The 20,916-nt window shown below is 37.4% G+C and carries 20 protein-coding genes, 2 tRNA genes and 1 rRNA gene; all 23 read right to left on the bottom strand.

Translation table 11 applies throughout. The annotated features are described in order from the left end of the window. Positions 1 to 201 (bottom strand): 16S ribosomal RNA (locus BM350_RS23995); the annotation flags it as partial. 282 nt (positions 202 to 483) lie between these two features. Beyond that, on the bottom strand, positions 484 to 1,983 hold the full coding sequence (gene lysS / locus BM350_RS24000; RefSeq protein ID WP_090918168.1) for a lysine--tRNA ligase: 1,500 nt from the start codon (positions 1,981 to 1,983) through the stop codon (positions 484 to 486). A gap of 165 nt (positions 1,984 to 2,148) precedes the next feature. Then, complete coding sequence (dusB, locus tag BM350_RS24005; protein WP_090918166.1) at positions 2,149 to 3,147, bottom strand: tRNA dihydrouridine synthase DusB; 999 nt, start codon at positions 3,145 to 3,147, stop codon at positions 2,149 to 2,151. Between the two features lie 23 nt (positions 3,148 to 3,170). Further along, positions 3,171 to 3,374, bottom strand: coding sequence for a helix-turn-helix domain-containing protein (locus tag BM350_RS24010; protein ID WP_090918164.1), 204 nt, complete (start codon positions 3,372 to 3,374; stop codon positions 3,171 to 3,173). Further along, positions 3,326 to 3,841, bottom strand: coding sequence for a 2-amino-4-hydroxy-6-hydroxymethyldihydropteridine diphosphokinase (gene folK / locus BM350_RS24015; protein ID WP_090918162.1), 516 nt, complete (start codon positions 3,839 to 3,841; stop codon positions 3,326 to 3,328). The genes BM350_RS24010 and folK overlap by 49 nt, the downstream gene beginning before the upstream one ends. Next, complete coding sequence (gene folB, locus BM350_RS24020; protein WP_090918160.1) at positions 3,838 to 4,200, bottom strand: dihydroneopterin aldolase; 363 nt, start codon at positions 4,198 to 4,200, stop codon at positions 3,838 to 3,840. The genes folK and folB overlap by 4 nt, the downstream gene beginning before the upstream one ends. Positions 4,201 to 4,205: 5 nt before the next feature. Further along, positions 4,206 to 5,039 carry a dihydropteroate synthase gene (gene folP / locus BM350_RS24025; RefSeq protein WP_090918179.1) on the bottom strand — a complete coding sequence of 278 codons (834 nt, stop codon included), beginning with the start codon at positions 5,037 to 5,039 and terminating at the stop codon, positions 4,206 to 4,208. Further along, positions 5,029 to 5,886, bottom strand: a complete 858-nt coding sequence (gene pabC, locus BM350_RS24030) for an aminodeoxychorismate lyase (RefSeq protein ID WP_090918158.1) — start codon at positions 5,884 to 5,886, stop codon at positions 5,029 to 5,031. Before pabC ends, folP begins: the two co-directional genes overlap by 11 nt. Beyond that, the gene (gene pabA, locus BM350_RS24035; protein ID WP_090918156.1) at positions 5,880 to 6,467 is read right to left on the bottom strand and encodes an aminodeoxychorismate/anthranilate synthase component II; all 588 of its coding nucleotides are present in this window, start codon (positions 6,465 to 6,467) and stop codon (positions 5,880 to 5,882) included. Before pabA ends, pabC begins: the two co-directional genes overlap by 7 nt. 5 nt (positions 6,468 to 6,472) lie before the next feature. Beyond that, on the bottom strand, positions 6,473 to 7,870 hold the full coding sequence (gene trpE, locus BM350_RS24040) for an anthranilate synthase component I (protein WP_090918154.1): 1,398 nt from the start codon (positions 7,868 to 7,870) through the stop codon (positions 6,473 to 6,475). Positions 7,871 to 8,061: 191 nt separating this feature from the next. Then, positions 8,062 to 8,985, bottom strand: a complete 924-nt coding sequence (cysK, locus tag BM350_RS24045) for a cysteine synthase A (protein ID WP_090918152.1) — start codon at positions 8,983 to 8,985, stop codon at positions 8,062 to 8,064. A gap of 116 nt (positions 8,986 to 9,101) precedes the next feature. Beyond that, positions 9,102 to 9,977, bottom strand: a complete 876-nt coding sequence (gene hslO, locus BM350_RS24050; RefSeq protein ID WP_090918177.1) for an Hsp33 family molecular chaperone HslO — start codon at positions 9,975 to 9,977, stop codon at positions 9,102 to 9,104. Positions 9,978 to 9,983: 6 nt separating this feature from the next. Next, positions 9,984 to 10,772 (bottom strand): type III pantothenate kinase, encoded by a 789-nt coding sequence (locus tag BM350_RS24055; protein WP_090918150.1) that lies wholly within the window; start codon positions 10,770 to 10,772, stop codon positions 9,984 to 9,986. Positions 10,773 to 11,130: 358 nt separating this feature from the next. Continuing rightward, positions 11,131 to 13,050 (bottom strand): ATP-dependent zinc metalloprotease FtsH, encoded by a 1,920-nt coding sequence (gene ftsH / locus BM350_RS24060; protein WP_090918148.1) that lies wholly within the window; start codon positions 13,048 to 13,050, stop codon positions 11,131 to 11,133. Positions 13,051 to 13,137: 87 nt separating this feature from the next. Next, positions 13,138 to 13,680 carry a hypoxanthine phosphoribosyltransferase gene (gene hpt, locus BM350_RS24065; protein ID WP_090918146.1) on the bottom strand — a complete coding sequence of 181 codons (543 nt, stop codon included), beginning with the start codon at positions 13,678 to 13,680 and terminating at the stop codon, positions 13,138 to 13,140. Next, positions 13,677 to 15,107 (bottom strand): tRNA lysidine(34) synthetase TilS, encoded by a 1,431-nt coding sequence (gene tilS / locus BM350_RS24070; protein ID WP_090918144.1) that lies wholly within the window; start codon positions 15,105 to 15,107, stop codon positions 13,677 to 13,679. Before tilS ends, hpt begins: the two co-directional genes overlap by 4 nt. A gap of 501 nt (positions 15,108 to 15,608) precedes the next feature. Then, the gene (gene spoIIE, locus BM350_RS24075) at positions 15,609 to 18,086 is read right to left on the bottom strand and encodes a stage II sporulation protein E (RefSeq protein WP_139207726.1); all 2,478 of its coding nucleotides are present in this window, start codon (positions 18,084 to 18,086) and stop codon (positions 15,609 to 15,611) included. A gap of 622 nt (positions 18,087 to 18,708) precedes the next feature. After that, positions 18,709 to 18,780: transfer RNA gene (locus BM350_RS24080), tRNA-Glu, on the bottom strand. An 11-nt stretch (positions 18,781 to 18,791) separates the two neighbouring features. Beyond that, positions 18,792 to 18,865, bottom strand: a tRNA-Met gene (locus tag BM350_RS24085). 167 nt (positions 18,866 to 19,032) lie between these two features. Beyond that, on the bottom strand, positions 19,033 to 19,491 hold the full coding sequence (locus tag BM350_RS24090; RefSeq protein WP_090918142.1) for a S1 domain-containing RNA-binding protein: 459 nt from the start codon (positions 19,489 to 19,491) through the stop codon (positions 19,033 to 19,035). 87 nt (positions 19,492 to 19,578) lie between these two features. After that, positions 19,579 to 19,938: an FtsB family cell division protein gene (locus BM350_RS24095; protein WP_090918140.1), complete on the bottom strand. Its 360-nt coding sequence runs from the start codon at positions 19,936 to 19,938 to the stop codon at positions 19,579 to 19,581. Continuing rightward, entirely contained in the window at positions 19,935 to 20,588 is a 654-nt protein-coding gene (gene yabQ, locus BM350_RS24100) for a spore cortex biosynthesis protein YabQ (RefSeq protein WP_090918138.1), read from the bottom strand. Before yabQ ends, BM350_RS24095 begins: the two co-directional genes overlap by 4 nt. After that, a complete protein-coding gene (gene yabP / locus BM350_RS24105; RefSeq protein ID WP_090918136.1) occupies positions 20,585 to 20,893 on the bottom strand; it encodes a sporulation protein YabP in 309 nt (102 codons plus the stop codon). The genes yabQ and yabP overlap by 4 nt, the downstream gene beginning before the upstream one ends. Positions 20,894 to 20,916 lie beyond the last annotated feature (23 nt).

A 20,916-nucleotide genomic window follows, 5' to 3' on the forward strand; every position in this document is an offset into this window, starting at 1 on the left:
GCACCATGCGGTGCAAAATGTTATCCGGTATTAGCCCCGGTTTCCCGGAGTTATCCCAGTCTTATAGGCAGGTTACCTACGTGTTACTCACCCGTCCGCCGCTAACTTCTTAAGAGCAAGCTCTTAATCGGTTCGCTCGACTTGCATGTATTAGGCACGCCGCCAGCGTTCATCCTGAGCCAGGATCAAACTCTCCAATAAAGTGTTTGTCTAGCATCATAAATAAAAATTGACGTTTCACGTTGTTTGTTTCGTTCAGTTTTCAAAGAACTCATCTGCCGCTCAAAGCGACTTTATCAATATAACATTTTGTTATTTCTCTGTCAACAACTTTTTTCATTTCCAAGTTGTTAACCTCGTTGCCGTTCGTGACAACGAATATAAATATACCAGTTCATAAATTAAAATGCAATAGCTTTTTTATAATTTTTTTCACCTTATAAAATAATATAAAAAGAAAAGCTTTGGAGAAAACTCCAAAGCTTAGTCTTGTTTATGTCTCATTGCCGGGAATAGTAATACGTCACGAATAGACGGCGCATTCGTTAATAACATAACAAGACGATCAATACCGATTCCTAACCCACCTGTAGGAGGCATACCATACTCAAGTGCTTCAATATAATCATCATCCATCATGTGTGCTTCATCGTTACCTTGTTCACGCTCTTTTAACTGCGCTTCGAAACGTTCTTTTTGATCGATTGGATCATTTAATTCTGTAAATGCATTCGCATGTTCACGAGCAACAATAAATAACTCAAAACGATCTGTAAAACGTGGATCTTCTTCATTCTTTTTCGCAAGAGGAGAAATTTCCACCGGATGACCATAAATAAATGTAGGTTGAATTAAATGTTCTTCTACTTTTTGCTCAAAGAACTCATTAATAATATGACCAACTTCCATTGTATCCTTAATTTCTACACCGTGCTCTTTCGCTAATGCACGAGCTTCTTCTACACTCATCGGGTTCCAGAAATCTGCTCCAGAGTGTTGTTTGATTGCATCTACCATATGCAGCCTTGTCCACTCTGGCTCTAAATTAATTTCATATTCACCATATGGAATCGTCGTTGTACCTAAAACTTCTTTTGCGATATGAGCAACCATGTTTTCTGTTAACTTCATAATATCTTTATAATCTGCATACGCTTCATATAATTCAATCATCGTAAATTCAGGATTATGACGAGTTGATACACCTTCATTACGGAATACACGTCCAATTTCGTACACTTTTTCTAAACCGCCGACGATAAGACGCTTTAAGTGTAACTCAATCGCAATACGCATATAGAATTCCATATCTAACGCATTATGATGTGTAATAAACGGACGCGCGGATGCTCCACCTGCAATTGCATGCAACATCGGCGTTTCTACTTCTAGATAACCATTGTTATCTAAATATCTTCTCATTTCACGAATGATTTTACTACGAGTTACAAACGTTTCACGACTTTCCATACTCGTAATTAAATCTAAGTAACGTTGACGATAACGTTGTTCAACATCTTTTAATCCATGGTATTTATCAGGAAGTGGACGAAGAGATTTTGTTAATAAAGTAAAACTAGTCGCTTTAACCGAAAGTTCTCCAACTTTTGTTTTAAACACTTTCCCTTCAATCCCTATTAAGTCACCTAAATCAGATGTATTAAATAGTTCATACTGCTCATCACCAACTGTATCTTTACGAACGTAAATTTGAACTTGTCCATATAAATCTTGAATATGTGCAAAACCCGCTTTTCCTTTACCGCGCTTTGTCATAATACGACCGGCAATCGTAACAGCAATTTCTTTCTCTTCTAATTCTTCTTTAGAAAGTTCTCCATACAGGTTTAATAATTCTTTCGTTGAATGTGTACGTTCAAAACGTTTACCAAATGGATCGATTCCTTGTTCACGTAAGTTATGTAGCTTCTCGCGACGAACGAGCAATTGGTCATTTAATTCTTCGTGGTTCATGTTATCCATGGTATTGATATCACTCCAGCTCTATTAAAATTTACAATATATACAGTATATCATTTTCTATCCAACTAGAAAAACTGCCAGCAACGGGCTGGCAGTTCTTCTTTCTTAGACGTAATTATAGGTAGTAAAAATGGGAATGTCAAACACTCCTTCTATCACTTACTATTATCCGACTTGAATAGATTTTTGTTTCGCTTCTACTTCTTCTACGAACGCCATCAATAAAGAAGCAAGATCCGCACGTGTATTACAACCATTAATTTCATTGCGCACTCTCGCATTACCGCGAACACCTTTTAAGTACCAAGCCGCATGTTTGCGCATTTCTCGAACTGCGATGTCTTCATTTTTCAAATCAATAAGACGATCTAAATGCAACATACATACGTCAATTTTTTCGCGTACAGATGGCTCCGGCATTAATTCACCAGTCTCTAAATATTTTACTGTACGATAAATCATCCATGGATTACCAAGTGCTGCACGCCCAATCATTACACCATCTACACCAATTTCATCTAACATGCGCTTAGCATCTTGCGGCGTTTCTACATCACCATTTCCGATAACAGGAATGTTGACAGCCTGTTTTACTTGCTTAATAATATTCCAGTCCGCTTTCCCTTCATACATTTGAACACGAGTACGACCATGAACCGCAACAGCCTGACCACCCGCACGTTCAACTGCCTGAGCGTTTTCAATCGCAAAGATGTGATCTTCATCCCAGCCAATACGCATTTTTACTGTTACCGGCTTCTCAACTGCATCTACTACCGCCGCTACCATTTCGTATACTTTATTCGGATCAAGTAACCACTTTGCACCCGCATCACATTTTGTGATTTTCGGCACTGGACAGCCCATATTAATATCGATAATATCCGCTGTTGTATTTTTATCTACATATTTTGCCGCTTCTACAAGTGTTTCTTTTTCCCCGCCAAAAATTTGCAGACTTAACGGCTTTTCTCTCTCATCAATATATAACATATCTAACGTTTTTTGATTGTTAAACAAAATCGCCTTATCACTTACCATTTCCGCACATACTAATCCCGCACCAAATTCTTTCACCGTTAAACGAAATGCAGAGTTACATACTCCTGCCATTGGCGCTAGCACAACCGGATTTTTCATTTCAATGTTTGCAATCTTTAACACTCGATTGCCTCCCTTCGGTGTTCCTACTTCGGCATTAATTCTTCTATTGAAACTTTTAACGTTTTTGCAACCTCTACAACAAAATCCCGAGACGGAACTCGATTTCCCCTCTCAACTTCACCTAAAACAGATACAGATACCCCTAATTCTTTCGCGAATCCCTCTTGTGTATAGCCTTTTAATTTACGAAAAGCGCGAATGCGTCTTCCCCATTTCTCTGCTTCCATACCGTTACTCCCTCTCGCCTTTTCATTTCTTCTACTTGTGAACGTGAAATGTTTCGGTTAATTTCTTGATTAATCTCCATCAACGGAACGATAACAAAAGCTCTTTCAAACATCCGCGGATGCGGAACAATAAGATTCTCTGCTTCAATATTTTCGTGATTATAGAACAAAATGTCAAGGTCAATGGTACGAGGTCCCCATTTGATTTCCCTTTTTCTTCCCAACTCATTCTCCACTTTTTGTGTCACCATCAATAATTCTTGAGGCAATAAATTGGTAGAAATTTTTATAACTAAATTTAAAAAACGATCTTGTTCTGTAAACCCAACCGGATCCGTTTCATAAACAGATGATACATCCTCAATTTCAATAGCTGGATGCGCACCCAACAGCTCTATCGCTTGTGATAAATACATATAGCGCTCATCCATATTCGAACCTAAAGCAATATAAACTACATTATTCATGAACGCCCTCTCTCAATCTCAACCGCCACCGCACGGTAATGTCCCGGAATTGGCGGATCTGGTTTAATAACTTTTACAATACAATTCATAATACAATCGTAACGTTCTAATATATCCGCTGCAATATTTTCTGCAATACTTTCTACAAGCTGATACGTTTTCTCTTCTACAACACATCTACATAACTCATATAACTCTCCGTAATTCACGGAATGCTCTAAGTTATCACTCATTCCCGCTCGCTTTAAATCTAGCTCTACCGTTAGATCCACTTTAAATCGCTGCCCCAGCTTATTTTCTTCAGGAAATACACCATGATAACCGTAAAACTCCATATCATGAACAAAAATTTTATCCAAACTATTTACCCCCTCAACATAGCGTCCATCATCTTCGCCATGCGGGACATCTCTTTCACATCATGAACGCGTACAATTTCACAACCTTTTTGAATACCAAGACAAACCGTTGCACCAGTTCCTTCTAAGCGTTCTTCTACTGGTAAATCTAAAGCATGACCAATAAATGATTTTCGAGAGGTTCCAAGAAGAAGTGGATATCCCAATACTTTCAACTGCTCTAGATTTCGCATTACTTCTAAATTTTGCTCAAATGTTTTTGCAAATCCTATACCTGGATCTAAAATAATATTCTCATCACGTACACCTGCACGTTTCGCAATTGTAATACTTTCATACAGGTCAGCAATCATATCGGCCATCAAATTTCGATAATTTGTATTATCACGGTTATGCATCAAAATAATTGGTACATTGTAATGAGCGGCTACCTTTGCAATTTCCGGTTCTGCTTTCGCTCCCCAAACATCGTTAATAATACATGCTCCTGCTTCAATAGCTTGTTTTGCAACCTCCGCTTTGTATGTATCAATAGATATAGGAACATCTACTGCTTGCGATACAGCTCGAACCATCGGTAAAACACGTTGTAATTCTTCTTCTTCTGATACTTTAGCAAAACCAGGACGCGTAGACTCTCCGCCAATATCAATAATATGCGCACCGTTCATCACCATCTCTTTTGCATGGCGGACAGCCGCTTCCGCTTCATTATAATTACCACCATCAGAAAAAGAGTCAGGTGTAACATTCAAAATCCCCATAATGAATGTCTTTTCATTTAAATTCAATGCATATTCACCGCACTGCATATTAGACATCTCCTTTTCACAATTCATTTCTGCTCCAAAGCTTTTCACGATACGTTTCATATACACGCAAAAGCTTAGTTGTAACCAATCCTTCTTTACCCGGGAAATGCACTTCTCCAATGCACCAAATCGGGACAATTTCCTGAATAGAATTCGTAACAAATACTTCATCAGCTGCAAGTAACTCTTCCTGTAAGAACAATCCCTCTCTTACCTTGACCCCCAATGTTTCAGCAGCTGCTAATATAAAAGCACGGGTAATCCCATTTAAAATCCCCGTTTGTAGTGACGGTGTATACAATATGTCATTTTTCACAAAAAAAAGGTTCGAAACAATTCCTTCCGCAACATACCCTTCTTTTGTAAGAAAAATCCCTTCTTTCGAAGTTGTATTCCCAATCTCACGTTTCCCCAAAATATTATTTAAATAATGATGTGACTTTAAACGAAACTCCCCTTCTGGTGTATTGCGTGTTTGTCTTAAAATGACTCCTTCTTTTTCTACTACATCACTAGGAGCCGATAAAGGTTTTATAAAAACAATAACAGAAGGCTCTTCATACATATCTGTCTGCAAGCCAATCTCTCCGCTACCTGCAGAAACGTTAAAACGAACATACGCATTTTGCAAATGATTTCTTACCATTAACTCTTTTAAAATACTTTTTACATCTTCTTTTGTCATTTTCCACACAATATGTAATGACGAAAGAGCGGTCATAAGCCGCTCATAATGATCATCTAATAAGAAAGGGTGCTCGTTGTAAATACGGAACGTTTCAAATACACCAAGACCATATAAATATCCATGATCATAAGGAGAAATTTTAGCTTCACTCGCCTCTACAAATGAACCGTTCACATAAATTAACATACAGAAGTACTCCGGTTGTAATGACGGATGAAGTTTTGCAGCAATTCCTTACCATGGGAAGTCATAATAGATTCTGGATGGAATTGTACACCTTCAATTGGTAATGTTTTATGACGAAGCGCCATAATCTCTCCTTCCTCTGTCCAAGATGTTACTTCAAAACACTCTGGTAATGTTTCTTTTTTTACAATTAAAGAATGGTAACGCGTCGCCGTAAATGGACTTGGAATATCAGCAAAGATTGTTTTCTCATCATGATGCATTAAGGACGTTTTCCCGTGCATCAAACGCTCCGCACGAACAACATCCCCTCCAAATACTTGAGCAATAGATTGATGCCCTAAACAAACACCAAAAATCGGGATTTTCCCTGCAAAATGACGAATCACATCCATACTAATACCTGCTTCATTCGGACTACACGGTCCAGGAGAAATCATTAAGAAATCAGGCTGCATTTGTTCAATATCTTCAATTGTAATTTCATCGTTACGTTTGACGATAAGTTCTTGTCCTAGCTCTCCGAGAAATTGCACTAAATTAAACGTAAAGGAATCATAATTATCAATCATTAATATCATTTCTCTCACCTAACCGTTTCTTCGCTACTTTCTTTCGCACGCCATAATGCTATTGCCTTCTTTAACGACTCTTTATACTCATTTTCCGGATTAGAATCAATAACAATTCCTGCTCCTGCCTGTACATACGCTTGTCCATCTTTCGCAAGCAACGTACGAATGACAATATTTAATTCCATATCTCCCGAATAACCAATCCAACCGATTGAACCTGTATAAATACCACGGCGAACTGGTTCTAGCTCTTCAATAATTTCCATCGTCCGAATTTTCGGCGCTCCGGTAATCGTCCCACCCGGAAATACAGCCTTCACACCATCAAAAGCATCTTTCCCTTGCTGCAATTCCCCGCGTACATTCGAAACAATGTGCATAACGTGGGAATATTTTTCAATTACCATAAATTCGTCCACTTCTACTGTTCCATACTCACAAACACGTCCTAAGTCATTTCTCTCTAAATCAACAAGCATAACATGTTCTGCACGCTCTTTTTCATTTTCAATTAACTCTTTTGCAAGCCTTTGGTCTTCTTGTTCATCTTTCCCGCGAGAGCGTGTACCTGCAATTGGACGTGTACTTACTTCATTACCTTGCTTTTTAATTAATAACTCTGGTGAGGCACTTACAATTTGAAAATCTCCAAGTTCTAAATAACCCATGTATGGAGAAGGATTAATTTCACGAAGCTTCGTATAAACTTCCAGCGGATGCGTTTGCAATGTTTTTTCTTGTCTTGTAGACAAGTTGACTTGAAATACATCTCCTGCGCTAATATAATCCTGAATTCGCTCAACCGCTTCAACAAACCCTGTTTCTGTAAAGGAAACTGCTTCTTTATTTGTTTCAGGTCTAATAAACTTCATTGTCACTTCCGGCACATCTTGTAACCAAAGCTCTTTTAATTCATTTAAATGCCGCTTCGCTTGCTTCTCATCATTTGTATAATGCGTAATAATCCATAACATTTGTTCTTTCTGATCATAAACAAATACATCATCAAACAATAAGAAAAATATATCTGGTACATTTACATCATCTTCTGCAAGAGAAGGTATTTTCTCAATGTAGCGGATACAATCATAACTGAAATAACCAATTGCGCCACCTTGAAACGGCGGATACGCATCATTATGTTCTGTTTTCCATTGTTCCATATACTGTTGCATTAGGTGCAATGGATTCCCCTTTTCTATTGTATCCTCTCCATTTTCCCATATATGTAGTGTTTCATCTTTCCCACGAACAATCGCTACAGGATCAAGTCCAACAATACTATAACGTCCCCCGCGACCACTTTCTAAAATGATATGATGAGGCTTGTTTTGCGAAAGGAACTTATATTGTTTAAAAAAGCCCAACTGATACGGAACTGAAATAGCTAAAGATTTTCGTCGCTGCATATAAACACCTCGTCTTATTTTATCCTGTTCTAACGATCGGTTAAAAATATTGAACCGTCCGCAGAGACCCGATTTAGTTCAACTAACACTTATTTTACATGAAGTTTTCTAGTCGTTCACTCTTTTCTTATTTCCAAGCGAAAAAAGAAAAAGCATCCCTTTCTGGAGGAATGCTTTCCATATATTAAAACTTATGATTCAAACTGATAAAGTGGTGTACTTAAATAACGCTCACCATTACTCGGAATTATGACAAGTACTTTCTTGCCTTTTCCAAGTTTTTTTGCAACTTCTGTCGCTGCATAAATAGCTGCTCCAGATGAAATACCAACTAAAATTCCTTCTTCGCGCGCTACTTTTCTTGCATATTCAAATGCTTGTTCTGCTTTTACTTGAATAACTTCATCATATACATCTGTATCTAACGTTCCAGGAACAAATCCAGCACCGATACCTTGAATTTTATGAGGACCCGGTTTGCCGCCTGATAATACCGGTGAATCAGAAGGCTCTACGGCATATATTTTGATATCTTTATACTTCTCTTTTAATACTTCACCGGCACCCGTAATTGTTCCACCTGTACCAACACCTGAAATGAATGCATCTAATTGATCACCCATCTGCTCAACAATTTCCGGACCTGTAGTTAAACGATGAATTTCTGGATTTGCGTCATTTTGGAACTGTTGAGGCATAAAGTATCCATGTTCTTTCGATAACTCTGTTGCCTTACGAATTGCCCCGCCCATTCCTTCTGATCCTGGCGTCAACACTAATTCCGCTCCATAAGCACGCAATAAATTACGACGTTCAATACTCATCGTTTCCGGCATAACCAAAATTGCTTTATACCCTTTGGCCGCCGCAACCATCGCTAAACCAATTCCTGTGTTTCCACTTGTCGGCTCAATAATCGTATCGCCTTCTTTTAATAATCCTTGTTTCTCAGCAACTTCAATCATCGCTAAAGCAATACGGTCTTTTACACTGCTTCCAGGGTTCATGAACTCTAATTTCAAATAAATATCTGCACTACCCTCTTCTGCAATGCGGTTTAATTTAACAATCGGCGTTTTTCCGATTAATTCTGAAATTGATTGTGCCACTCGCATCTCCGTCACTCCTAACACCAAGTATTTTCATTGGATTTATGTACATTTTGTCAAAAAGAAGGTTATTTGTCAATCTATTTAGATGATTCAAAATAGACAAATAACCTTTTTCTTCCTTACAAACTTTCTATTAATTTTGTTATATCTTCTTTAGAAAAGTTATATCGTTCATTACAAAAATGACAATGTACTTCTGTCTCTTCTTCTTCATCACGCACTTGCGTTAATTCAGTTTTTCCTAAGCTTATTAATACGCCTTCAATACGCTCACGAGAACATGTACAATTAAATTGTACATCCATTGTCTCTAAAATTTTCACATTTTCCTTTCCTAACAACTCATATAGTAGCCCTTCAGGAGTTAGACCTTGTTCAATAAGCTTAGAAACAGGCGGGATTTTTTGCAGGCGCTCTTCAAGAACCGAAATTGTCTCTTCTTGTGCATCAGGCATGATTTGCAAAACAAATCCACCTGCAGCTAAAATACTATCATCACCATTAACAAGAACTCCAACACCAACAGAAGAAGGCGTTTGCTCAGAAACGGCAAAATAATACGTGAAATCTTCTCCTAACTCGCCTGAAACAAGTGGAACTTGACCAATAAATGGCTCACGCATACCAATATCTTTAATAATTGTTAAAAATCCTTCCGTCCCTACAGCTTCATATACGCGCAGTTTCCCTTGCTCCGTCGCTTCAAAATCAACATGCGGATTCGTTACATAACCACGTACATCCCCATTCGCATGTGCATCTACTAAAATTGGACCAAGAGGACCATTACCCTCTACCTTAATTGTAAGCTTCTGATCCCCCTTAAGCATTGCACCCATCATTGTACCCGCTGTTAAAGAACGACCCAGTGCCGCAGAAGCAGTTCTCCACGTATCATGACGTCTTTGCGCTTCGCTCACCGTATTTGTTGTGTGTACACTATAAGCACGAACTTCTCCGTTAAACGCTAGCGCCTTTACTAAATAATCTTTCATTTTCATTTATTCACCTTTCTCATGTTGTAGATTGGCATTACGCTCATATAACATATATAGACCTTTAAGCGTCAAAAATGGATCGACAATATCGATAACGTTCGATTCCTCTGCAATTAATTTTGCTAATCCACCTGTTGCAATAACAGTTGGTTCTTGTTTAGCTTCTTCTTTCATTCGCTTTACAATACCTTCTACTTGTCCAACATAGCCATATAAAATACCCGCTTGCATTGCACTTACTGTATTCTTTCCAATGATACTACTTGGTCTTGTAATTTCAATACGCGGAAGTTTCGCTGCTCTACTATATAATGCTTCTGCAGAAATCATAATACCAGGTGTAATCACTCCACCCATATAATGCTTATTCTCATTAATATAACAATATGTAGTTGCCGTCCCAAAGTCGACAATAATAAGAGGACTTCCATATAACTGAATACCAGCTACCGCATTTACAATACGATCAGCCCCCACTTCACGCGGATTCTCATACTTAATATTTAAACCTGTTTTAATTCCAGGTCCAACTACAAGAGGTTTAATTTTAAAATACTTCTCACACATACGCTCTAAAGCAAACATAATAGGCGGTACAACTGAAGAAATAATAATTCCTTTTATATCATGAAAAGTAATTCCTTCATGTTCAAGTAATTGTTTTACGAGCATCCCATATTCATCTTCTGTTTTATGACGATCTGTTTCCATACGCCAATGCTGAAGAAGTTTACCATTTTCAAACACACCAAGTACTGCATTTGTATTACCTACATCCAATACGAAAATCATATTCTCACCACTTATCTTATTTAATATATATTTGCACAATATGTACAGAATTTATCCCGCTATTCGCGGGCAGTAAATACTCCAACCTCAAAATTCAGCAAAAGCAAAGAAGTTAGGAGGGAGATAAACTGCCCGTAAAAGCCCGATTGGTTCAACTAATAATCAGTGGGGGATGAAGAACCCCCCACTGATTAAAGTTTCACTTTATCCCGCTACTAAAAGCTTCACTTTGTAATCTCATCATACCATATTTATACACCTGTTCAGCTTGCCTATCCTCATCATTTTACAAAAATCCATTTCCTTTTTTCAATGTTTAAGCCCAGCTATACCGCAAAGAAAAAAGGAGCGACAATTGTCACTCCTTCGGTTCTTCTTTATCTTCTGGCACTTCATCTTCTTTTTTCGTTGTGATGTTTACCTTTACATCAATTTCAGAAGATGTTTTACGCTCCGGTAATGTACCGTGTTCACATAAATGATTGATTTGCTCTGCATCTAACGTTTCTACTTCAAGCAACGTATTTGCGATAATATCAAGCTTATCACGGTTTTCAGTAAGAAGTTGTTTTGCACGAGCATAACATTCTTTCATAATGCTTTGCATTTCCATATCAATTTCATGTGCAATTGCATCACTATAGTTTTGCTCAGAATGGAAGTCTCTTCCTAAGAACACTTGACCGCCTTGTGAGCTACCGAATTGCATTGGTCCAAGCTTATCACTCATACCAAACTCAGTTACCATGCGTCTAGCTATTCCAGTCGCACGTTGGAAGTCATTATGAGCTCCTGTACTTACTTCTCCAAATACAATTTCTTCAGCCACTCGTCCACCAAGTAGACCGGTAATTTTATCAAGCAATTCTGGCTTTGTCATGAAGTAACGATCTTCTTTTGGAAGCATTACTGCATATCCACCAGCTTGACCGCGCGGCACAATCGTTACTTTATGAACAATATCCGCCTCATCAAGTACTACCCCAATTACAGTATGCCCTGCCTCATGGAATGCAACGATATTACGTTCTTTCTCAGAGATAACACGACTTTTCTTAGCTGGACCCGCAATAACACGATCCGTTGCTTCATCAATATCACTCATATCGATCTTCTTCTTATCTTGTCTCGCCGCTACAAGAGCTGCTTCATTTAATAAGTTTTCAAGATCAGCACCAGAGAACCCTGGTGTACGCGTTGCAATAGCACGTAAATTAACATTTTCATCTAACGGTTTATTGCGCGCATGTACTTTAAGCACTGCCTCACGACCATTTACATCTGGACGATCCACTGTAATTTGACGGTCAAAGCGTCCTGGACGTAATAACGCTGGGTCAAGAATATCAGGTCGGTTTGTTGCAGCAACGATAATAATACCTTCATTAGCTCCGAAACCATCCATTTCTACAAGCAATTGGTTTAATGTTTGCTCACGCTCATCGTGACCACCACCAAGACCTGCCCCACGCTGACGACCTACCGCATCAATTTCATCAATGAAAATGATACAAGGTGCGTTTTTCTTTGCATTTTCAAATAAGTCACGTACACGAGAAGCACCGACACCAACGAACATCTCTACAAAATCAGAACCACTAATAGAGAAGAATGGAACGCCAGCCTCACCTGCAACAGCACGTGCAAGTAATGTTTTACCTGTCCCTGGAGGTCCAACTAATAAAACACCCTTTGGAATACGAGCACCAATCTCCGCAAACTTACGAGGGTCTTTTAAGAATTCTACAACCTCAACAAGCTCTTGCTTTTCTTCATCCGCTCCAGCTACATCTCTAAAACGAACCTTTTTCTTATCATCATTGTATAACTTCGCTTTACTTTTACCGAAGTTCATAACACGGCTACCGCCGCCTTGCGCTTGGTTAAGTAGGAAGAAGAATAAAATGAAGATAATTACAAAAGGAATGATGGAAGTGAAGAATGTTACCCAAGCACTTGTTTCTTCTGCTGGTTGATATTTCACTTCTGTACCTTGTGCTTTGTCATTAATTTTCTTTTGTAATTCTTCAGTGTTAGGGGCATAAGTTACAAACTGTTTTTCCTGACTCTCAGTACTCAGTTGCCCCTTTACTTCAAATACACCATTTTTCGGTTGAAGTTGTACATTGCGAACCTCACCCTTTTCAAGTTTAGCAATGAATTTATCGTAGCTAATTGGTGTTGTTTTTTGCTGTGAACCATTAAAATAGCTCACAATACCAATTACCGCTACAAATATAAGTAAATAAAAGATGGTATTACGGAACATCCGATTCATCCCTAACCTCCTCTCACAGCATACAAACTATAATAGTAAATAGTAACATAGAAAAACTTTCCTATCCAATTGTTATGCTTAATATTATTAATTGGAATATACGCTCGGTTTTAATACACCAACATAAGGAAGGTTACGATATTGTTCCTTATAGTCTAATCCATACCCCACAACAAATTCGTGTGGAACAGTAAACCCAACATAGTCTGCTTTAAGATCAACTTTTCGGCCAGTTGGCTTATCTAATAACGTTACAATCTTCACAGATTTTGCTTTACGATATTTAAATAAGTCTACTAAGTAGCTTAATGTAAGACCGCTGTCGATAATATCTTCTACGATTAAAATGTCGCGTCCCTCTACAGAAGTATCTAGGTCTTTTAAAATTTTTACTTCACCAGTTGAAACAGTAGAATGACCGTAGCTAGATACAGCCATAAAATCCATTTCAAGATATGTATCTGTTCGTTTTAATAAGTCTGCCATAAATGGCATTGCACCTTTTAGTACACCGATTGCAAGAGGTACTGTGTTTTTATAATCCTCTGCAAGAATTGTACCTAACTCTCTTACTTTTTCTTGTATTTGCTCTTCAGAAATTAATACCTTTTCAATATCTTGATTCATCATTTCATTATCCTCCTGGAAGACTCCTTGCTTTTGTAATGAATAATAATATATGTATCCTTATCTACTGTTTCTTGCGAAATAGCAAATGCAGATCTTTTCAACAATGGAACCCAAATAATATTCCCACTTGCATCACAAACAATTGGCCAGTCTGCTCTTTTTTCCTTCGGTACTTTCGCCTCAATAAAAATAGACTTTATCTTCTTCGTACCATTCATACCTTGAATTGACATTCGATCGCCGTTTTCTCTCGGACGAACAGTAAGTGGCGATGTTATTTCATTATATTTTGCAACAAACATCATCTCATTCACCATACTAGGGACACAATCGCTAATCTCTACTACAAACTCATCACCATTTACTAATGTTACCTTTCCAGGCACTTGTAAAACATGAGGAGCGAAAGCATTTTTTTCTTCCCTAAACCGAAATTTACATTCTTCGTATGTACGAACAATCTCCAATCCATTCGGGAACTGAAGCATACCAGAAGGATGAGTTCGTTTGAAAAACTCGATCACCTTGTCAATATGTACAGAAGAAAGCGAAGATGGAATTTTATATTCATAAAGATAGTTTAATATTAGTTGAATCCCTCTCCTTTGTAAAGGTATAGGCATAGATTCAAATACAGGAATTGATAAGACAACTCTTTTTGTGTCTTTTTCCTTAATTACTTTATTCATTTTTTCAAAAGCTAATTCCTGCAAATACGCTTCATCCTCTTGCATAAACTTGCTAAAAGCTTGAAAACGCTCATGAACATTTGGATTTTCCCGTTTTAAATGAGGAAGAACATGTTTCCGTAATCGATTCCTTGTATAAGTTTCTTTTGTATTACTAGGGTCAATACGAGGGACAACATCCTTTCTCTTACAATAATCAAGAACCTCTTCTTTCGTTACTGCTAACAAAGGCCGAATCAAAAAACCTCTATCGAAAGCGCGTTTCGCAAAAATTCCAGCATAGCCTTTCGAAGTACTTCCACGCACAAGACGCATTAAAACCGTCTCAATTTGATCATCACCATGATGACCAAGAGCTACATACTGTGCATTATATTTTCTCATTATTCTTTCCAAAAATACATATCGGCATTCTCTCGCTGCAACTTGTGCACTCATTTGATTTTGTTTTTGATACTGCGTCACATCAATTTGTATTGTTTCACAGATAACATTAAGATTTTCACACAAGTTTTTTACAAATTGTAAATCTTCCTGTGATTCCTCACCACGAAACATATGGTCAACATGTGCTACTACAATTTGCAATTTTTTCTCTTCACGCTTCTCTAACAAATAAAAGAAAAGCGCTAAAGAATCAGGCCCTCCTGATACACCAACAACAACCGTAGAATGCGCTTCTAATAAATTATGCCTTTCTACAAAAGCATCTACCTTTTTAACAAATTCATCTTTCAATGCTGCAATCACCTTTCATTGAGCTAAAACGATAGCATACCATTGATATAATGGTACAACTTTTACAAGCTTTCTGCAAAACAAAGATGTATAAATTTCACAATTTATCTTACATACGAATTTTTTCTTTGCATGCAGAAATAAACAAAAGTAAATATACATATATAACAAACAGGCCTCAAGTATATCCCTGAGCCCTGATACTTTCCTCTTTTAAATCAAAAAACAGTAAACCATTAATGTTTTCGCTTCTCAAAATTGCAAGAAACGAAAAGAGGCATGTAGAAAATAACTACCCACAATTTTTATCAGGGGAAAATAAATCCCCCCTGATGATGGAAATTTCATTTTATCCCGCATTAACGGGCAGTAAGACCCCCACCTCAAGATTCAGAGAGAAGCGAGGAAGATAGGCGTGGGATAACTGCCCGTAAAAGCCCGATTGGTTCAACTAACCATCAGTGGGAGATGAAAAAACTCTCCACTGATGGAAGTTTCACTTTATTGCGCCTGTTTACTAACAATAGGAATCGTAGCCCATTTCGGCATATTCTTTTTTACTTTCGCTACAACAATTGTCATGTCATCATTGATATATCCATTATCAGTACGAATAACATCTTCCATAATAATATCAGCAATCTCTTGTGGATCTTCCGTTTCTAATTCTTTAATCTTCCGTTTCATCCACAATTCATGATTCTCTACATGTTTCGCACCTTCAAAAATCCCATCGCTCATCATGATTAAAATATCACCAGATTTTAATTGTTCGCCAACAACATCCACTTCAAAGTCTTCAATAATTCCCATTGGTAAATTACTCGCTTCTATTTTAAATACCTGATTGCCACGCTTTACAAAACTTGGCGTAGAACCAATCTTTAAAAACTTAGCATTTGCATCACGCAAATCAATCATCGCTAAATCTAATGTTGTAAACATTTCTTCCGTTGTCCGCAGCGAGAGAATTGAATTGATGGATTTAATTGCAATTTCCTCATCAATACCTGATTGCAATATTTTTTGCAACAACTTCACCGTCTCTTTACTTTCCATATGTGCCCGTCTTCCATTCCCCATCCCATCACTAATAGCAAGCGCATATTTCCCCACACTTAATTCCATCATGGCATAGGAATCACCAGATACAAATCCCCCTCCTTTAGCTGCTGTAGCAAGGCCTGTATCTACAGAAAATGTTTTAGCTGAACCAAAGGATACTGTACTGTAACCATTTGGATACGCTGATTGTTCTTCATGTTTCACAACAACTGTTTCATGTAAAATATCAGACAGCATTGGAGCAACGAGCTTTTCACATTCCCCGTACTGATTACATGCAGCAGGAATCATCATTTCAATATCAATGTTCCCTCGATCTAAACAATAAATATCAACATGTCCAATCTCTACACCAAAATCACGAAATGCCTGTAAAATTTGTTCCTCTTGTACTTGATGATTCTCTCTTTCCTTTTGAATTTCTTTCGAGAAATCTGCCATTACTTTCGAAACACCCATAAGTTGCTCAGCAACAATTTTACGATTATCACGCATTTGCTTCCTTAACTTTTGTCCTTCATAAAAATATCCTAATTCATCTTCTATTAAACCTGTTACTTTCGTTCCTCTCACACAGTATTTTTCAAAATCACGGAGCAATTTACGATTACTTTGCAATGTACCTTCCTCTGTTTCGTTCATAAGTTGCTTCATATAGTCGTACGTTTTATCAAAATTCACAACCCAACACTGATCCTTCTTAAAGCACGTCTGACATGTCTTAGCGGTAATTGTGCTTAAAAACAAATCCGTCTCTGTGTCTTGATCCTCATCTTCTACATATCCATATATAGAAAAGCTATTAGACAACGCTTCAAACACATTTGCAAACTGATTGATTTTATTTGCCGTTACATCACGCATTCTTCTCAAATATTGTTGTTGATCATTAGAATGCTCTTGTGTTCCTGGCATATACTTAGAAAGACGTTCAACAATGAACTTAGGTGTTAATAAAAACAATGTAATCGCAGCACCCGACTCTAATAGCGTCATTACAATACTTGTTTGTTTATCTACGTATAATGTAATTAAACTTGTTCCAATTAATAAACCTAAACTTACCCCTATCCGTTTCCCTTCTTTTAGTAAGCCGCCTAACAACCCAGAAAACGCCAGTAAACTTAATTGATATAAACTCGCTACATTTGCTAAACTTAAAATTAGCCCCGTTACAACACCCACAGTAGAACCTGTTGCCGCTCCTGCCACAAACGCGAATATTAATACTAAATATCTCGTAAAAATATGCTGAACTGATAAATCATAAACAAACCAATCTGTTGTACCCGTTAATACAGATGCTAGCAATATAATTAAGCAAACAATTTCTTCTGTTTCTAATGATTGTTGTTTTCCTTTTCGTTCCATTAAAAGAGGGGCACTTTGCAAGAAAATCATTGTTAATACGAAGCTTAACCCTGCTTCAATTGTACTAACAAGCAAATCATACATACCAATGGTTTCTTGTGCAAAATAAACAACGATAAGATGGGCTGTTAATGCAGAAATAAATACTTGGAACGGGACAAGCCCAATCGTCTTATTTGTAAAACGACTAAAGAAAATATTATAGATGAAGAATGTAAATATAGATGCAAAGGCAAAGAATAGATTTTCTAATGAAACCGAAAACGCGCCTGCCATTACAGCGAGGAACGCAAGAGCCATTTTATCACGTTTCATCACATATACAGCAGCGAAAAACGGCAAAGCAAACGGTAAAATGTTCGTTAAAATATATGCTCGTCCTAAAAGAAAACCAACTAACGCAACCACAAATCCCCAACGAAAGAAAATTTGTTCCAATTTCATCCTCAATTTGCTTGTCCACTTTTCAGCTGTCATTTGCCCACAACCTATAGCAAGCGCACCAGAATTTGGATTGACAGTATTCCTTCCTGCTCTTGGCATATTTTGAACACCACCTGCACATTTTATTACTTGTAATTATAAAATGTATTTCGTGGAGTTTTTGTCAAAATAACAGCTGGTAGTACAATAATTGTTCGACTTTTTATACAAAATAACACCATATATATACAGAGTTACACGTAAATCTTTCGATTAATTATTGAATATTCAAAAAATAATAGTTGTTTTTGTAGAAGAAGCGCATAACTTTACAAATCCTTAACATAAAGTGAAACTTCCCTCAGTGGGGATTTTCTTCATCCCCCACTGAGGGTTAGTTGAACCAATCGTGCTTTTACGGGCAGTTATCCCCCACCTATCTTCTTTAGAAAAGCGGAAGCGGCTCGCCCAGAATCGTAGGACGTTGGAGCCCGCGACAGAGAGGCGCTTTTTGCCTCGTCCGAGGGGGCGAAACGACCGGAGATTCTAGCCGCTAGAGCTGGACAACGCTTCTCTCTGAATTTTGAGATGGGATCTTACTGCCCGTTAATGCGGGATAAAACGAAATTTCCATCATTTTTTCATCCCCCACTGATGGAAATCTCTCACTAATCGGGATAACTACTCGCAAATAACGGGACAAAAAAAGATCATGCAAATTATGCATGATCTTTTCCAATGATGACCCGTACGGGATTCGAACCCGTGTTACCGCCGTGAAAGGGCGGTGTCTTAACCACTTGACCAACGGGCCGTTAAAATATATAGCGGCGGAGGGGATCGAACCCCCGACCTCACGGGTATGAACCGTACGCTCTAGCCAGCTGAGCTACACCGCCATGTCGTATTTAACGGACAATTAGTATATTATCTTAAACAACATTTAAAGTCAACATGTTTTCAAATATTTTTTTATTATTTTTTCTATATGCTGTTTTCACCATAAAAAAGCACCCTGAGTGAACACTCTGGGTGCTTCTCTTTATTTTAAAATAAACAGCAAGTTTTATCCGCGACGAGCGCCACGGCCGCCACGTTTTGACTCCGTATTACGCTTTAAAGAAGTTAAACGATCTTCACTGTCTTTTAAAAAGCGAGCCATCTTTTGCTCAAATGTTTCTTTTTGGTTACGGTTATCACCGCCACCTCGATTGTCTCTGTTAAAAGAGCGATTACGTTGAGGACGTCCAGCGCGTTGATTATCACGTTGTTCACCTTCTGTTTTTTCACGTTCTTTCGCTTTTTTAATAGATAAACCAATTTTGCCGTCTTTCTCAACGTTAATAACTTTTACTTCTACTTGATCGCCTACTTTTAAGTGATCATTAATATCTTTCACATAATTATCTGCAACTTCACTAATATGAACAAGACCAGTTAATCCTTCTGGCAGCTCTACAAAAGCCCCAAAATTCGTAATACCTGTTACTTTACCTTGTAACTTGCTGCCTACCTCAATTGACATAAAAAAAACGCTCCTCCTTAGTAGTTAAAAAGTCAAATTTTACTTCATTATATATAATCTTAAAATATAGTGTCAATACAACACCTACTACTTAGAAATGGGAAAAATTATCTCCTCGGGCTTTGAAAAGTAATAATCTCTTCTAGCAATCTCTAAAACATAATTCTCATCATGTAATTTTTGGATTTCATCTTTCAACTGATTTCCTTTCGTCGTTAGCACATTTGTTTCTTTTTCCAGTTCTTTTACTTTTGCTTCTTTAGCGTTAATCGTACTATTTTGTTTATAGAACGTCACACTGAGACTTACAATAACTATAAAAGCAAAAGCAAAAAATAAAGCTAATCGACGATAAATGCGCCTTCTGCTTCCGTTCGATTGTATTATATGTTCTTTAACAGATTTTGGATTCTGTTCTAGTACATACCTTTGCTTCAGTTCCCTCATTTCCGAGGTCCCCCTAACTTCTTTTTTATAAGTTCCCAAATTAGGAATATATGCTTCTTCATTTTCTTGAAATATTTCAAAAGTCCTGCTTGTCTCTGTATAAAAATTTTAACATGATTAGGGAGAGGTTTCCATATAACAAGGCAAACAAATCGAACAGGGATGAAAATAATTTTCCATACTAAACGTAATATTGCTATAATAACTTTCCACAAACCGGTTCCAATTCCAATTAAAAGACGAAATAAAAATAGCACAAATGCTATAATTAAATGAATCAAAATCGTAATTGGCTTAACAATAAATAATTGGACAACACGAACACAAAAATAAAATGTTTGAACAAAAATGTAAATTAAAAGGTTTAATACTTTCATGTACAATGACTTTAACAAACTTTGATATGCTGCAAAACCACAAAGTAATGCTAAAAATACATACATACGTAACTCTGCTTCATTTACAAGTAACAATACATAGAACACAGCGAGAGCTTGGCCAATCCAAAATAAAATATCATAAATAAATACGAGCCAACGCTTTCGCTCCCCGCGCTTCAAAAAACGATGATATGTATCTAAAGCTGCTCCAAGCGAAGCGCCCATCCCAATCATTGAAAGCATTGTATATAATTGAACCGTTAAGCTCATTTAAACAACTTGCTAAAGAATCCTTTAGCTTTCTCCCCTTGATGCTCGTCAATGTAAGCCATCTCATATATTTTCCCTTTAATGGACACAAGCCCTTTTTCAACATCAAGGTTTTTCATTTGTAGATTTTGACCACGTATCGTTAAAAAGCCCATAACTGTTTCTAACAAAAATTCTTCACTATCAAAACTTTCTACTTGCTTGACTCCTGTAATATCAAGAACACGTCTTCCTTTCATTACGATATCATGTTCTACAGTAACATTTTGTTGATTAGAAGACGACATTGAATATCCTTTGTTCACGTCCATCCCCCCATAACTTTATA

It is taken from the genome of Bacillus sp. 103mf (assembly GCF_900116295.1).
GTDB classification, from domain to species: domain Bacteria; phylum Bacillota; class Bacilli; order Bacillales; family Bacillaceae_G; genus Bacillus_A; species Bacillus_A bruguierae.